This is a genomic window from Immundisolibacter sp. (assembly GCF_041601295.1).
GTDB lineage: Bacteria > Pseudomonadota > Gammaproteobacteria > Immundisolibacterales > Immundisolibacteraceae > Immundisolibacter.
Genome location: NZ_JBFIII010000018.1, coordinates 20,596 through 35,194, shown reverse-complemented (window position 1 = coordinate 35,194; position 14,599 = coordinate 20,596). Strand labels below are relative to the sequence as shown.

Sequence of the window (14,599 nt, the reverse complement as noted above, 5' to 3'; positions counted from 1 at the left end):
GCGTGGCGCAAGGTCACCTGCATGGCGGCTGGCTAGGCCGCGGCGCCGGCCGTGGGCAGGGCCGCTGCCAGACGGTCGCGGAGCAGATACAGGCAAGCGCTCCCCTTGCCGGCCTCACTGGCCAGCAATTTGAGCGCCTCGTCGCCCACGGTCGCCACATCGCCGCCGGCGGCCGCGAGTTGTTCGAGCAGCGGCAGACCTTGGTCGATGAATGTCCAAAGATCATCGAGCGCCTTGTCGCGCACCCGGCCATAGCCCTTGACCACACGGCCGGCGTCGGCGGCCAGCCGGCCAAGCGCGGCATCGTGCCCCAGCCACAACAGCACGGCGTCGCGCCAGCGTTGCAGCAGCAGCAGTTCCTCGTGGTGGCGCAGCGAGTGGCGGCGCAGGTGGCGCATGGCCGCGACCAGCGACATCGTCAAATAGCCCCAGGGCCGGTTGATGCGCACGCGCATAGGCATGGATATATGGTCGAAGTCCTCGCGCCAGCGGCGCCCCTGGGCGCGGATCCAGCGGCCGATGGGTGCCGGCAACATGCCGTAGATCTGCGGCGGGTCCGGAGCCAGGAAATCGTCGACCCAGAACGGGTCTTCGCCGCGCACGCCGTGGTCACCGCGCATCTTGGCGAAACGCTCGGGGCGCAGCTTCAGTTGTGCCACGCGCTGGGCGTCCTCGTAGCTCATCCAGTTGGCAAGATGCTGCGCGTAACTGGCTGTAACAGCCGAGTTATCGACTCCTGAGCTTGCTGTTTCCGCGGTGTGGACTTCCTGCACGCGGGCGATGTAGTCGCGCACGTAGGCGGCATCCTGGAAATCCAGCAGGCGGTAGCAGGCCTCGGCAAAGATCCGCGCCAGCGGCGGCACGGCGCTGCGTCCCTGGTCAAGCAGGCTGCGGTACTCGCCACGTCGCCGTTGCGGCAAGGCCTGTGCCCGCTGATCGGCGAGCTGCTGCCAGTCGAGAACTTCGTTTTCCTTGAACAGGGCACGTGGCAGGGTGCCCTCGCGCATCATCTGGTAGCCAAGATCAAATGCCTTGAGGTTGTCGCCAACGCCGACCTCGGCTTCCTCGATGGCAGTCCGAAAGGGTTCGGGCGCCAGTGCGAATACTTTGCTTGCGACCACCGCGCCCAGGAGCACGGCGTTGCTCGACAGCAGGGACAGACCGGCCCGCGCCACCACTTCCTGGGCATGAAACAGGTAGCTGTCGCTGGACAGCGTCTCGGCCGCCTTGCGAATGACCCCGGACGGGTAGATGCCGCCTTCGGCCGGCGTTTTCTCCAGCGTGCCGTAGTAGCGGTAGGTGTTGGCGATGATGGTGCAGTCCGGATGCGCGAAACCGCCCTGCAGCAGGCGACCGAGTTCCAGAAACTCCTGGCTGAGCAGCAGGTCGACGTCACCGGGCACGGCGTAAGCCGACAGGATCGGCGCGCGCTGGGTTTGGGGCCGCGCCTCGACGTAATAAATGACCGAGCCGGCACGCTGTGAAAGACCGAGCAAACCGATGCTCTGTGCCTGCCAGCCGGCGTTGATCAGACCCTTGACCATCCAGTCGGCCAGCACACCACCGCCCTGACCGCCGACAGTGCCAATGAGGACGCGCGTAGCGCGGTCTTGCCGTGACATATGGACTCCCCCGGTCAGGCGGCGCGCAGCGCCGGCAGCAGGCGCTCACTGAGTTTCTGCATGAAACGCTCGAAGCGACCGGCGTTGCGCACGACCGTCACTTTGTGAAAGGACGGGCAAAGCTGGGCCGCATGGGCAATTTCGCCACACACGCCACAACCGACGCAGGTGGTGTCGATGGCCGCCACCGGTGCGCTCTTGAGCGTGTTCGGTGATTCCTCCAGCGTCAACGAGGGGCAGCCGTTGACGCGCATGCAGGAGTGGTCACCAACGCAGACCTCCTCGTCCACGCCCAGGCGCTCGACTTCCGTACGCTTACCTTCGGCAATCGCCTTGGCGCGCATCGGCTTGAACGTACGCTGGCGCTGCAGCTGGCATTCGGCTTCGGAAATCAGCACCCGTAGCTGCGGGTCCGGGTCGGCCTGGATTTTTTTCAGTTTCTTCTGAAAGTCGCGGAAATTGTAGGGGTTGGCTTTCTGGACGTGCTTGACGCCCAGGCCCTTGAAGGTGCGCTCAATATTGAACACGCCGCCGCTGGCCTGACCGGTGAGCTGCGGGCCGGAGTTGGGGTTCTCGTGGGCGCCGGTCATGGCGGTCCACTTATTGTCGAGTACCAGGTAGGTGGCATCCTGTTTGTTGTAAAGACCGTTCACCACGCAGGTGTTGAGGGCCGAGTGCCACAAGGTGCCATCGCCAACCACAGAGACGTTCTTCTGTTCCGACATGGCCGACAGCGCGCTGGCAGCGGCCAGGCCACCGCCCATGCCGATGTTGGAGTCAGCCATGTGGAACGGCGCCAAACCCGCCATGCCGTAGCAGCCGACGTCGGTGGCATGCCAGTCCTTCTGGCCGGTGAGCATCTCGTTGATTTTCATCATGCTGAACACCGGCCGCTCCGGACAGCCGGTACAGAAGGTCGGCGGGCGCGGTGTGACCGGCCGTGGGAACAAGGTCGCCGCCAGCTTTTGCCGCTCCAGGTACGCCGTGGCTGTGGCGCGCAGGTTGTCGGCACGTTCCGGCAGCAGGCGGGCCATGAACTCGGTTAACGGCTGCAGCACACGCCCGGGCACCAGTTCGCCGACGCCAGGGATCAGGTCATGGCCATGAAACGGCGTACTGACGCCGCGCTGGTGCAGCATGGCGCGGATTTGCTGCTCCATCAGGTCCGGCTGGCCTTCCTCGACCAACAGCACCTCGCGCTTGTCCTTGATGAAATCGACGATCTGATCGTCGCACAAGGGATTGATGACGTTCAGTTGGAGCAGGCTGATGGCCGGATCGGTCACGCCATCCTCATCGGCCAGGCCCAGCAGGGACAACAGGCGCATGACGGTGTTGAAGACGGTGCCGTGAGTGATCAGGCCGATCGGCGTGTCGGGCGCCCCGAAGGTTTCGTTAAGACCCTGGGCAATGATGTACTCGCGTGCCCTGGGCAGGCGGTCGCGGTAGCGCTCGAGCTCCTGGCGCTGGGTGTTGGGCGGCAACGGGTAGCGGCTCGGATCCTTGATACCGGCCTTCAGCTTGCTGATCACGTTGTACTCGCCGATCTTGTTGTCGCCCACCTCGACCTTGGCATTGGCGTGCGACAACTGCGGACGCAGCAACAGTGCCACCACGCAGGTGGACAGTTCCGACAATTCGAAGCTCTCGCGGGTCATGCGCAGCAGCAGTTGCTGATCAGCCCGGGGATCGATTACCACGATCCCGGATTTCATCGCCCAGGGCAGGGTGCGCTGCGCGACCGTGGTGCTGGACACGCCATAGTCTTCGCCGACCACCAGCACGCAGCCGCCCAGCACGCCGATCTGCGAGATGTGGTCGACCACGTCCGTGGATACGCCGTTACCGAGCACTTTCCAGGTCACTGCGCCGCGCACCGGGGCGAATACGGACGCTGTACACATGGCGGCGGCGGACATCTCGTTGGCCGAGGACTCCACGTACACGCCGTATTTCTTGAGTACCGGCTCATAGGCGTCCGCAGCGGCGTCGATCAGGTTGGCCGTCGGCGCGCCCGGATAGCCGCCAAAATAGCTGATGCCCGCTTCGAGCATGCCTTTGAGCACCACCAGAGCGCCGTCGCCGTACAGGGATTCGCCCGCACGGTGTTCCAGCTGGTCAATCTCGGACGTATTGAAAGCGTGGCTCATGGCGGAATCCCTGAAGCAGGTGGGGGAGGGGCTGGGTTAGCGCGGCCGGCGGCGCAGCATGCGCGTTGCCAGGTATTCAAGCACCGGTTGGCCGGACTGGTTCGTGACCCGGTTGCGGGTAGTGACCAGGCCCCGGTCCGGCTTTGAGGTCTCGCGCTTGTCAGCCAGGGCGACAGTCACCTGGATCGTGTCACCCAGGTACACCGGACCCTGCATTTTCATTTCGGAGCCCAGAAAGGCAATGGCGCTGCCGTTCAAATGGCCGGTCTGGATCACCAGCCCCTCGGCGTAGCTGAACACCAGCGCGCCGGGCGCGATGCGCCGACCAAACGGCGTGTCCTTGGCGATGTACTCGGCGTCCATGAACAGCGCCTCGTTCATGCCGACCAGGGTGACGAAGCTCAGGATGTCGAACTCGGTCACCGTGCGCCGGCCGGTGTTCAAGGTCCAGTCGGCCTCGTAGTCTTCCCACCATTGGATGTTCATGGGTATCAGTTACCTGTAAAACGCGGTTGGCGTTTTTCGAGGAAGGCTTGCACGCCTTCCTTGTGATCATGCGAAGCGTGCATCAAGCCCTGGCCGGCGGCCTCAAGGTCCATGAAGGCGTCAAACGGCATGCGCAGCGCGTCGCGCAGGGCGTGCTTGGCAAACGCCATGGCCAGGGTCGGGCCATCGGCCAACTCCGCGACCAGGCCCTGGAGCACATCCTCGAAGCCCGATTTGGGCACAACCTCGGTATAGATGCCCAGTTCCAGCGCCTGTGCCGCGGTGAGCGTACGCGCCCGCATGACGATGTCCTTGGCGCGCATCAGACCGACGTGCTGGGCCAACAGCCACATCACGCCGGCGTCCGGGATGGCGCCGATCTTGCCAAATGCCGTGACAAAGCTGGCTTCCTCGCTGGCGATAACGAAGTCCGCGCCCAGCGCCAGTACCAGACCCGCTCCCGCGACTGCGCCATGCAGCGCACACACGACCGGCTTGTCCAGCAAGATCAGAGCACGCGACAACGGCCGAATACGGTGGCTGAGCAGGTTGCGGATAGCCACCGGGTGCGTGTCCGTAAAAAGATCGCGCAGATCGCCCCCGGCGCAAAATACCGGCCCGGACCCGCGCAGTACCAGCACCCGCACGGCGGTGTCCAGGTTCACTGCCTCCAAGGTCTGGCGCAGCTCCTCCAGCATCCGCCCGTTCATGGCGTTGCGTACTTCCGGGCGATTCAGGGTTAGCGTGCCAACAGCTCCATCAACGGTATAAGTCAGGGTTTCCATGGCGGTACTCAATCGTGGGGCAGGGGCCTGAACGGCGATTTACTGGAACTTGGGCTTTTCCTTGGCGAAGAACGCGCGCAAGGCCTCGCGGTGGTCGGCACTGGCAAAGGTCAACCCTTCCATGGCCAGTGAAGCGGTCAGCACCTGTTCGATGACCTGACCGACAAACAGGTTCACCGAGCGCTTGGTCAGCTGGATGGCCAGCTGCGGGCCGGTGGCCAGCTTGCGGGCGAAAGCGTAGGCACGGTCGTGCAATTCGGCCGCCGGTACGGCATGGTTGACCAGGCCGATGGAAGCCGCCTGGGCGCCGGACATGGCATCGCCGGTCATCAGGAACTCCTTCGCTCGATTGGGACCAATCAGCAGCGGCCAGATCACGGCGCCACCGTCACCGGCGACCACGCCGATCGACACGTGCGGGTCGGCGATTTTGGCTGTCTCGTCCATGAAGCTCACGTCCGCGAACAAGCCGATGGTGGCGCCCAGGCCCATGGCGTGGCCGTTGATCATGGATACGATCGGCTGCGGCGTGTTGGTCATGGTCCTGACAATGTCGAGACCCTCCTTGAGCACCAGTGCGAAGCGTTCGCCCTGGCCTTCGATTCCCTCGATCCACTTCAGGTCGCCACCGGCACAGAACGCCTTGCCGTCCGGGTCACCGGTCAGCACGACAACGCGCGTGTCCGTATCCAGCGCCACTTCCAGAAACACCCGCGCCAGTTCGGCGTGCATGTCGGCGTCGACCGCATTACGTGCATTTGGGTTGGACAGAAAGATGGTCAGGATGCTGTCATCCCGTTGGAACTTGAGGCGCTGGTAACCCTGGTACATGAATCCTCCTGCTGGTGAATTTGGCTGCGTCTGCACAGGCGAGCGTGGTCGCTGGCTAGGATACCGTGTAACACGGAGATGGGCCGGTCACCGGTCGGCGACTTTTGTGGGCCCGCAATCCCCTAGAGGCAATCCTTGCGCTTTCTAATTGCGCATAATAGATAGCTTTTGGTATATGACGCGGAGGCGGGCGCGTCCAGCGACCGCACCGCGTCATCGCCAATGGTTGCCTCATTATTAGCGTTGAGCCTGTCTGGGTCGACTGCTGCATCGTCCGATTCTTCGGAGGTGTATTCATGCCAGCTCCCGTGCAGCGTTTGACCGAGATTCGTCGCGCTGAGCTGATCCGGTTTTACCGCGAGATGCAGCGCATTCAGCCCGACATGGCGGAGTTGATCGAAGCGGCGGACATCATCGAGGCGCTGCAGGTCGAGAATTACCGGTACCTGCACGACAGCGCCGTCTTCATGCAGAACGACGCCTTCCCGGAAACAGTCTGCACGCTGGATCATCTGTCCGGGCGCCGGCCGCTGGTTCTGGGCGGCTTCAGCTGTGTGACTTACGAGGAGTGGACCGAGTTTCCGGTCGCCAACGCTGCGGTGTTCGCCGTCGCCTGACCCGTTCCCGCCCTGGAATCTTTCCAGGCTGCCGCGATCGCGTTCCGTGCGGCCGACGAGGCGGCAGCGCAAGGCTGCCACCAGCGCGGCGTCCGTCGAGCAGCTGCCCAGCCGAACCAGCGGGCTTCCGCTGTGCAGCGCCTCCAGCGGCACGGTCTTCCACCCTGAAGACCTCTTGGCTTTCCTCCCGCTGTGCGCCGGCTGCCCGGTGGCCACCGCTTCGCGCTCGGGCTTCGGGCTTGCCTTTGCCGCTCTGAAGGCCCTGGAGGGGTCTTCAGAGCGTCCACAGCAGGGCGTCGGGGACTGCGCTTGCTGGGCACCGTGTCGGGTGCCCGGCGGGCAGTCGGTCGGGGTCGCCGTCGCCGGGTCCGGGTACCTCGGCCGGGGTAGTGACACCGGCCGAACTGCCCCACGGGGCAAAAATTGATCTTTTGACGGGATTTCAGGGCGGCGCGCTTGGGCGAGTTCGCGACGCAGCGCGTCGCGCTCTTGCCACACGTACTCGTAGGTTTTCAGATGCTGCGGGGTGAACCCTTTGCCCAGCAGCTGCGGCGCCCACAGGTGGCCGCGGCGGATACACCAGCCGTGCCAGGCTGCATCGAGCGTACCCAGTTGCCCATCGGCCAGATGTAGCAGCAGAATGATCGCGCGCGGCGGCGTGGTGATGTGCTGTTCCCAGTTACGCACCGTTCGCTCCGTGACGGCGCACAGCGTGGCGATTTCTTTGCGAGTGAAGCCGGCCAGCTGGCGTAGGGCGACGAAATCCACCCCGGCGACTGCCAGGTCACCGGGGTGGTCTATCCACCAGCGTAACGGCCGCGCAGCAGGCCGGTCCAGGCCAGGTTCTATTGCGCATAATATATATTATGTTAAATAATGGATATGGGCTTGAACTCATCGCTATCAAGCAGCCATGGATATTCGAAACCCGGAGGCACTCCCCCTTCCGCGGAAACGCTCCCAACTGACCGCGCCCGGAATCACGCTTCGAGCACGCGCGTCCGGGCCCCGGTCGTTTGCTGCCTAGCGCACCCTGCGCGGCGCGCCGCGTCCCGCGGGGGCACGGCGTGATCCGCCACCACCACCGGACCGACCATTGCCGGGCCTGGGCGTTACCCGGTCTTCTGCGGCCAACCGCACGCGCGGTTTAGGCTTGACCAGCTTGTCGTGTAGCACCGGCTCCACCGGGAGCTTCTGACCGATGTATTTTTCGATATCCGGCAAGGAGTACACGTAGCGCTCGCAGCCGAAGCTGATTGCCTCGCCGGCGGCTCCCGCACGGGCCGTGCGGCCAATGCGATGCACGTAATCCTCGGCGTCCTGCGGCAGGTCGTAATTGAAGACGTGGGTCACGCCGTCGATATGCAGGCCACGGGCCGCAACATCGGTAGCGACCAGAGCGGCCAGTTCACCCATGCGGAAGCGATCCAGCAGCTTTTCGCGTTTGCGCTGGTGTACGTCCCCGGTCATCAGACCGGCCGGGATGCCATTGGCTTCCAGGTAGCCCCAGACCCGCTCCGCTTCCGCCTTGGTATTGACGAACACCATGCTGCGCGCCAGCTCCAAGGGCTGAAGCAAGCCCAGTAACAAGGGTACTTTCTCGTCCGTTGCAGTGTGGTAAATAACCTGACGCACGAGGTCAACCGTGACCTTGTCAGGCTCGATACTTACCCGCTCGGGTTCGTTCATATGCTCGTACGCGAGCTCCAGCACCCGTTGCGCCAGGGTGGCCGAAAAAAGCATCGACAAACGCTGGGCCGGGGCCGGCATGCGCCGCATCAGATACCGGATGTCTTTTATGAATCCGAGATCGAACATTCGGTCCGCCTCGTCCAGCACCATGACCTGCACCGACGACAGGTCGAACACGCCCTGTTTCTCGTAGTCGATCAACCGGCCCGGGGTGCCCATCAACACATCAACACCGGCTTCCAGCTGGGTGCGCTGCTTCTCATAGTCCACGCCGCCATAGGCCAGGCCGATGCGGAAACCGAGCCCCTCCCCCAGCAATTCGGCGTCGCGATGAATCTGGATTGCCAGCTCCCGCGTCGGTGCCAGGATCAGCGCCCGTGGACGCGTGGCGGTACGCCCCGGCAAAGGAGGATGTCGCAACAGATTGTCGAACAGCGCCAGGAGGAAGGTGGCGGTTTTGCCGGTGCCGGTTTGCGCCTGGCCAGCCACGTCCCTGCCCGCTAGCAACAGCGGCAGCGCCTGTTCCTGAATCGGCGTGCAGTTGGTAAAACCCGTCGCGGCGATGTTGGCAAGTAAGCGCGCGTCCAGAGGCAGGGCGGCAAATGGCGTGCCGGTGGTGTGCGCGGGCGCTTTCAGCACTGGTATGGCTGCCCGTGGCAAGGCTTTTTTTGGCGCTGCTGCGTCAGGCTTTGCTTTGGGATGACGTTGAGCCCGTGGCCGCCGTGGGGCGGATTCCGGGGTAGTCAGAATGGGTTCGGGGACGCTGGGTGTGCGGCGGAGAACGGCTTTTACTGCATGGATCAGACGACTTATCACGTAATGGGATTGCTTTTAAAGGAGTTAACGAGCCACGATTATACCGGTGTCACCGGCGGCAAGCCCGACCATCCCCCAAGGCGGCGGGCAGATGTGGCGGAGAGGGAGGGATTCGAACCCCCGGACCCTTGCGAGTCAACGGTTTTCAAGACCGCCGCTTTAAACCGCTCAGCCACCTCTCCGCGGGCGGGCGAAGGATAGCGGAGCCCCCGCCCGACTGCCAGACCCGACCGTCCGAGTGGCGCCGGCATGGGATTTGTTTAGAATCACCCTGCCCCGATGGCCGATACCGAGGTCCAGACGTAATGAATACCAACCCGCTAGAAGCATCCCTGCGTGCTACCCCGCACGCCACAACCAGCGCCCTGATCCGAAACACCTACATGCTGTTGGCGATGACGCTGCTGTTCAGCGCCGCGACCGCCGCCTTTGCGATGGCGCTCGATCTGCGCGGACCGGGCTTGATCGGAACCCTGGTCGGCTATTTCGGCCTGCTGTTCGCGGTACACAAATTGCGCAACAGTGCCTGGGGCATCCTGGCGGTGTTCGCGTTGACCGGATTTATGGGCTTTACACTCGGCCCCATTGTCAGCCTCTACCTGAAGATGTTCAGCAACGGCCACCAGCTGGTGATGACGGCACTGGGTGGCAGTGGTGCGATTTTTCTGGGCCTGTCCACCTACGCGCTGACCTCGAAGCGGGATTTCAGCTTCATGGGCGGTTTTCTGTTCGCTGGCGTCATGGTGGCCTTCCTGGCCGGGCTGGCGGCCATATTCCTGCAAATTCCGGCGTTGTCGCTGGCCGTGAGTGCGATGTTCGTGCTGTTGATGAGCGCGGTGATCCTGTATCAGACCAGCGCGCTGGTAAACGGCGGCGAGACCAACTATTTGATGGCCACGGTCACCCTCTATGTCAGCCTCTACAACCTGTTCCTGAGTCTGCTGCACTTGCTCGGTTTCGCCGGCGGCGAAGACTGATCGTCGCCCACCAACGGCTTATGAAAAACCCCGCCGCAGCGGGGTTTTTCATATCCGGGTCTATATCAAGCGACGCCGAGTTTCTGTAGCTGATCGATCAGCCATTCCCGTCGCTCGGCAGCCAGGCCGCGTACCGGCGGCAGGACTGGTCCGACCGGAAATCCAATCGCCTCCATCCACGGTTTCATCATGGCGATGTGACTGGCGTAGGTGCCGGTACGCGCCATATCGGTGGCCAGATCCTCAAAGAACACCCGCGCCGGCTGCAACGCCTCCCAGGGCTTGCGCGCCTCGTCCCAGCGGCCGGCGCGGGCCAGCGTGTAGTACTCGCGCATCAGCGGGCGCAGCTTGCCGTAGGCCAGATACCAGAACGCCGCCCACAAAACCTGCCCACCGGCCCGCAGGTCGTCCAGGAAAAAGCTCTCCATCGGCTCGCTGACGATGAAATCCGGGCGTGCCCGACGTCGCAGCACCAGCGTATCGGAGCGGCTGAAGCTGCCCTGCTTGACGCCTACCACGGTGTCGATTTCCGCCAGGCGCACGATCAGGTCCATCGACATCAGCGTGCCGGGCATCGGCGTGCGGTACAGCACCAGCGCCAGCGGCGACCGCTCCGCGACGTACTTCATGAAATCGAAAATTTCGTCATCGGATCGTAGCTGTACCGACGGGTTCATGATCTCGGCGCCGTCGTAACCGAGCTTCTGCACGAAGGCCAGCTTCTCGATAGCCTGCTTGGCCGACGACTCCAGGATGATGGTGAACAGCGGCACCCGCCCGCGCACCGCCTGCGCACACAGCTGGTGGTAGCGCAGCCAGTCCTGGTAGGTCATGGTCCACAGCTCGGCGATGAAGCCGCCCACTACCAGGCCATCCACGCCCAGCTCGATATAACGGTCGATGTTTTCCTGTAGCTGCTTGGCGTCGATCTCGCCGTTAGCGTCAATGGGCGTGAACGGCGCCTCAAAGAAACCATGAAACTTCTTTCCAGCCCAGGCCTTGGCCTCAGCACGCGTGTAATCCATGTCGATCTCCTCTTGCTGACAATCAATAGGTCGAAATCTGATGGCTCAAACAATCGCAAGCACGTCGGCTGCGCTGAACGGCCAGTCCAGCTCCCTGCCGCCCGGTTCAATGCGCAGCACCGGGATACGCGAACCGTAGGTTTCGGCCAGCGCCTCGTCGTAACCAATCTCCACCTGCTGCACCGCGTCCGCCAGCCCGGCCCGCGCCAGCACTGCGTGTGCCTGCTCACATAAGTGGCAGCCGGCGGTTACATACAGTAGCGATGGCATGGCACGATAATAACGGCGTATTGGCCTGCTGCGCGGGCTCTGGCATGCTGCCGCCATGACGCCTCCCTCGCCTGCCGTGGAATGGGTACAGCTGGTGGATGACCAGGACCGCCCCACCGGCCGCGCCGAAAAACTCGATGCCCACCGTCGCGGACTCTTGCACCGGGCATTCTCTGTGTTCGTTTTCGATACCGCCGGACGCGTGCTGCTGCAACGGCGGGCGGATGGCAAGTACCACTCCGGTGGTCTGTGGACCAACACCTGTTGCGGGCACCCGCAGCCCGATCAGCCGCTGCGCGACGAGGCACGTCGACGCCTGGGCGAGGAAATGGGTTTCGACTGCGCGCTGACCGTGATCAGCAGCCTTCGCTACCGGCTACCGGTAATCGGTGCGCTGACGGAACACGAGTTCGACCACGTACTGTGTGGCATCTACGCCGGCGATCCGCGGCCGGACCCACTGGAGGCCAGCGCCTGGCGCTGGCTGGACTGGCCGCAACTGTTGACTGAGGTGGCGCAAGCGCCGGAAAGCTACACGCCCTGGCTGCGAGAAATTCTCGCCCGCTGTCTGCCAGCACTGGACACCTGGATTCATGACCACTGCACCCGCTGAGGGCCGGATCGATATCGATGGCGGCAGCCTGCACTACCGCCGCCAGGGCCAGGGTGAAAGCCTGGTACTGGTGCATGGGTTTGGTCTGGACTTGCGGGTGTGGGCCCCGCAGTGGCCGGCGCTGGCAGACCACTACGACGTTATCAGCTATGACCTGCGTGGTTTCGGGCGCTCCAGTCCACCGGGCGTCATGCCTTATGCCCATCATCAGGATCTGCTGGCGTTGCTCGATGCCGTGGGCGTGAAACGGACGCACCTGCTTGGCCACTCGCTTGGCGGCGGTATTGCGGCAAGCTTTGCCGTGGCTTATCCCGAAAGAACCGAGCGTGTCGTCTTGTCCGCGCCGCTCCTGCGCGGCTATACGCAACTGGACCAGTTGATGGCGCTGCTGAAAAGCGTCTGGCAAATCGCTGGCCAGGATGGCCTGGACGCAGCGCGGACCGCCTGGCTGAATGCCTCGCTGTTCGCTCCGACTCTGCAGTCACCGGCCGGACGCACCCTGTTGACACAGATCATGTCCGATTATTCCGGCTGGCATTGGCAACACCGGGACCCGGAGACGGGCCTCGAACCACCCCTGGCGAGTCGCTTGAACGAACTACTCGCCCCCACGCTGGTGTTGGTTGGCACACGCGACCTGCCGGATTTTGCCCGCATGGGCGAGGCGCTGGCTGCGCAGGCGCCACGGGCGCACCTGGAACTGTTACCGGACCTCGGTCATGGCCCGTCGCTCGAGAATGCCGCGCTGTTCAATATCCGGGTGCTGGAGTTCTTGCGCGCGGCTCATTCGGCCTGATTCCGGGACGATCCGTCGCTTGCCAAGACTGCCCCAGCCTAGCTTCCCTCTGCGGGTCGACGCTTCGGATAACCGGTCTTGACCTTCAGCTTGCCGGGCTTGCCCGGCTTGCCAACGACCAGTCGCGGTTTGAACGGGCGCGGGGTGCTGTCAGGTGCCGGATCCCGAGACGCGCGCGTGGCCTGATAGGGCCCCGCCTTGGGCGCGCCATCGGCAACACGACTGATGGCCAGCGGCTGACCAGCAACACGCGTGCGTTTGAGTATTTCCAACAGGTCATTGGGCATGCCTTGTGGCAGATCGACCGTGCTGTATCCCTCGTAGATCTCGATCCGGCCGATGTATTTGCTGTCGATCCCCGCCTCATTGGCGATGGCGCCGACCAGATTTGACGGTTTCGCGCCATGCGTGGCGCCGACCTCGACCCGGTAGGACTCCAGATCGCCTGTTGGCTGCGCCGCGGCGCGTGGGGGTCGGCGTTCGCCCGGCCCTGGTGCGGGCGTGCGGTCAAGGCGCGCCCCGGTGGAGCGTGGCTCGGCAAACCGCGGTGTTTTACGCTCGGGCGCCAGCAGCAGTGGCTCGTCACCTTGCAGCAATATGGCCAACGCGGCGGCGATGTCGGCCGATGGCACTGATTTCTCGGTCTCGTACTCGCCCAGTACACGCCGAAAAAGGTCTAGCGTTTCGGCGCTTTCCGTATTCGACAGGGCATCGTCTATGCGTTTGCAGAAGCGCTCGATGCGTCGCTGATTGACCGCTTCCACGCCCGGCAGGGGCATTTCTTCGATCCGCTGGCGGGTGGCGCGTTCGATCGCTTGCAGCATGCGCATCTCACGCGGCGCCACGAACAGGATGGCTTCGCCGCTGCGCCCGGCGCGCCCGGTGCGCCCGATGCGATGCACATAGGACTCGGTGTCGTTGGGAATGTCATAGTTGATAACGTGGCTGATGCGCTCCACGTCCAGACCACGGGCGGCCACGTCGGTGGCCACCAGTATGTTCAGCTTGCCGGATTTGAGACGACTGACGGTGTGCTCGCGCACGTTCTGCTGGATGTCGCCGTTCAACGGCGCGGCGGCGTAGCCCTGCGCGATGAGGTAGTCGGCCACGCCCAGGGTTTCGGTTTTGGTACGTACGAACACGATCACGCCTTCATGCGGCGTGGTTTCAAGGATGCGGGTCAGGGCCTCTCGCTTGTGTACACCGCTGACGCGCCAATAGCGCTGGCGGATGGTCTCGGCGGTGGTGGTGCGGACCTTGATCGACACCTCCTGCGGGTCTTTGAGGTGGCGCTGGGCAATGCGCTTGATCGGCGTCGGCAGGGTGGCGGAGAACAACGCCACCTGCCGCGTTGCCGGCGTCTCGGACAAAATCCACTCGACATCGTCTATGAAGCCCATGCGCAGCATCTCGTCGGCTTCGTCCAGAACCAGAATGCCGAGCGCCGACAGGTCCAGCGTGCCGCGACGCATATGGTCCATGACCCGCCCCGGCGTGCCGACCACCACCTGCACACCGCGATGCAGTTCGCGCAGCTGATCGCGGTAGCCCTGGCCGCCATACACGGACAGCACCCGCAGACCCGGCAAATGAGCGCCATAGCGGGTAAACGCCTGCGCCACCTGGATGGCGAGCTCGCGCGTCGGGGTCAACACCATGACCTGCACCTGCTTCAGCTGGGCATCGATACGCGACAGGATCGGCAGTGCGAAGGCGGCGGTCTTGCCGGTGCCGGTCTGCGCCTGACCAAGCACGTCACGCCCGGCCAGCAGGAACGGGATGATCCGGGCCTGGATGGGCGTCGGGATTTCGTAACCGAGCGCGGTGACTGCCTCCAGTACGACCGGGGCCAGGTCCAGCTCGGCGAAGGTGGGTAAGTTATCGGGGTCTGTGGTCATATCCAGGAATGCCTGCAATGG

At 63.8% G+C, this 14,599-nt stretch carries 13 protein-coding genes and 1 tRNA gene; 3 read left to right on the top strand and 11 right to left on the bottom strand.

The genetic code is table 11. The features are described from left to right. Positions 1-32 precede the first annotated feature (32 nt). From ABZF37_RS03975 to ABZF37_RS03940, 8 genes are all read right to left on the bottom strand, one after another. Positions 33-1,622 carry an indolepyruvate oxidoreductase subunit beta family protein gene (locus ABZF37_RS03975; RefSeq protein WP_372717000.1) on the bottom strand — a complete coding sequence of 530 codons (1,590 nt, stop codon included), beginning with the start codon at positions 1,620-1,622 and terminating at the stop codon, positions 33-35. A gap of 14 nt (positions 1,623-1,636) precedes the next feature. After that, on the bottom strand, positions 1,637-3,772 hold the full coding sequence (locus tag ABZF37_RS03970) for a thiamine pyrophosphate-dependent enzyme (protein ID WP_372716998.1): 2,136 nt from the start codon (positions 3,770-3,772) through the stop codon (positions 1,637-1,639). A gap of 36 nt (positions 3,773-3,808) precedes the next feature. After that, entirely contained in the window at positions 3,809-4,258 is a 450-nt protein-coding gene (locus ABZF37_RS03965; RefSeq protein WP_372716995.1) for a MaoC family dehydratase, read from the bottom strand. A 5-nt stretch (positions 4,259-4,263) separates the two neighbouring features. Next, positions 4,264-5,043 (bottom strand): enoyl-CoA hydratase/isomerase family protein, encoded by a 780-nt coding sequence (locus ABZF37_RS03960; RefSeq protein WP_372716993.1) that lies wholly within the window; start codon positions 5,041-5,043, stop codon positions 4,264-4,266. A 39-nt stretch (positions 5,044-5,082) separates the two neighbouring features. Further along, complete coding sequence (locus tag ABZF37_RS03955) at positions 5,083-5,874, bottom strand: enoyl-CoA hydratase-related protein (RefSeq protein ID WP_372716991.1); 792 nt, start codon at positions 5,872-5,874, stop codon at positions 5,083-5,085. A gap of 122 nt (positions 5,875-5,996) precedes the next feature. After that, entirely contained in the window at positions 5,997-7,259 is a 1,263-nt protein-coding gene (locus ABZF37_RS03950; protein ID WP_372716989.1) for a hypothetical protein, read from the bottom strand. A gap of 255 nt (positions 7,260-7,514) precedes the next feature. Further along, positions 7,515-8,819 carry a DEAD/DEAH box helicase gene (locus ABZF37_RS03945; protein ID WP_372717007.1) on the bottom strand — a complete coding sequence of 435 codons (1,305 nt, stop codon included), beginning with the start codon at positions 8,817-8,819 and terminating at the stop codon, positions 7,515-7,517. Positions 8,820-9,093: 274 nt separating this feature from the next. Further along, positions 9,094-9,181 (bottom strand) — tRNA-Ser (locus ABZF37_RS03940). A 123-nt stretch (positions 9,182-9,304) separates the two neighbouring features. On the opposite strand from ABZF37_RS03940, the gene ABZF37_RS03935 reads away from it, so the two are divergent. After that, complete coding sequence (locus ABZF37_RS03935) at positions 9,305-9,976, top strand: Bax inhibitor-1/YccA family protein (protein ID WP_372716987.1); 672 nt, start codon at positions 9,305-9,307, stop codon at positions 9,974-9,976. 65 nt (positions 9,977-10,041) lie between these two features. On the opposite strand, the gene ABZF37_RS03930 is transcribed toward ABZF37_RS03935, so the two are convergent. Continuing rightward, positions 10,042-11,001, bottom strand: coding sequence for a dihydrodipicolinate synthase family protein (locus tag ABZF37_RS03930; RefSeq protein WP_372716985.1), 960 nt, complete (start codon positions 10,999-11,001; stop codon positions 10,042-10,044). A gap of 45 nt (positions 11,002-11,046) precedes the next feature. Further along, the gene (locus tag ABZF37_RS03925; RefSeq protein ID WP_372716982.1) at positions 11,047-11,271 is read right to left on the bottom strand and encodes a glutaredoxin family protein; all 225 of its coding nucleotides are present in this window, start codon (positions 11,269-11,271) and stop codon (positions 11,047-11,049) included. Positions 11,272-11,326: 55 nt separating this feature from the next. On the opposite strand from ABZF37_RS03925, the gene idi reads away from it, so the two are divergent. Then, positions 11,327-11,884, top strand: a complete 558-nt coding sequence (gene idi, locus ABZF37_RS03920) for an isopentenyl-diphosphate Delta-isomerase (RefSeq protein WP_372716980.1) — start codon at positions 11,327-11,329, stop codon at positions 11,882-11,884. Beyond that, positions 11,865-12,680, top strand: coding sequence for an alpha/beta fold hydrolase (locus ABZF37_RS03915; RefSeq protein WP_372716977.1), 816 nt, complete (start codon positions 11,865-11,867; stop codon positions 12,678-12,680). Before idi ends, ABZF37_RS03915 begins: the two co-directional genes overlap by 20 nt. Before the next feature lie 38 nt (positions 12,681-12,718). Here the strand turns inward: ABZF37_RS03915 and ABZF37_RS03910 are convergent, their stop codons facing one another. Then, on the bottom strand, positions 12,719-14,578 hold the full coding sequence (locus tag ABZF37_RS03910) for a DEAD/DEAH box helicase (protein WP_372716975.1): 1,860 nt from the start codon (positions 14,576-14,578) through the stop codon (positions 12,719-12,721). Between the last annotated feature and the right edge of the window lie 21 nt (positions 14,579-14,599).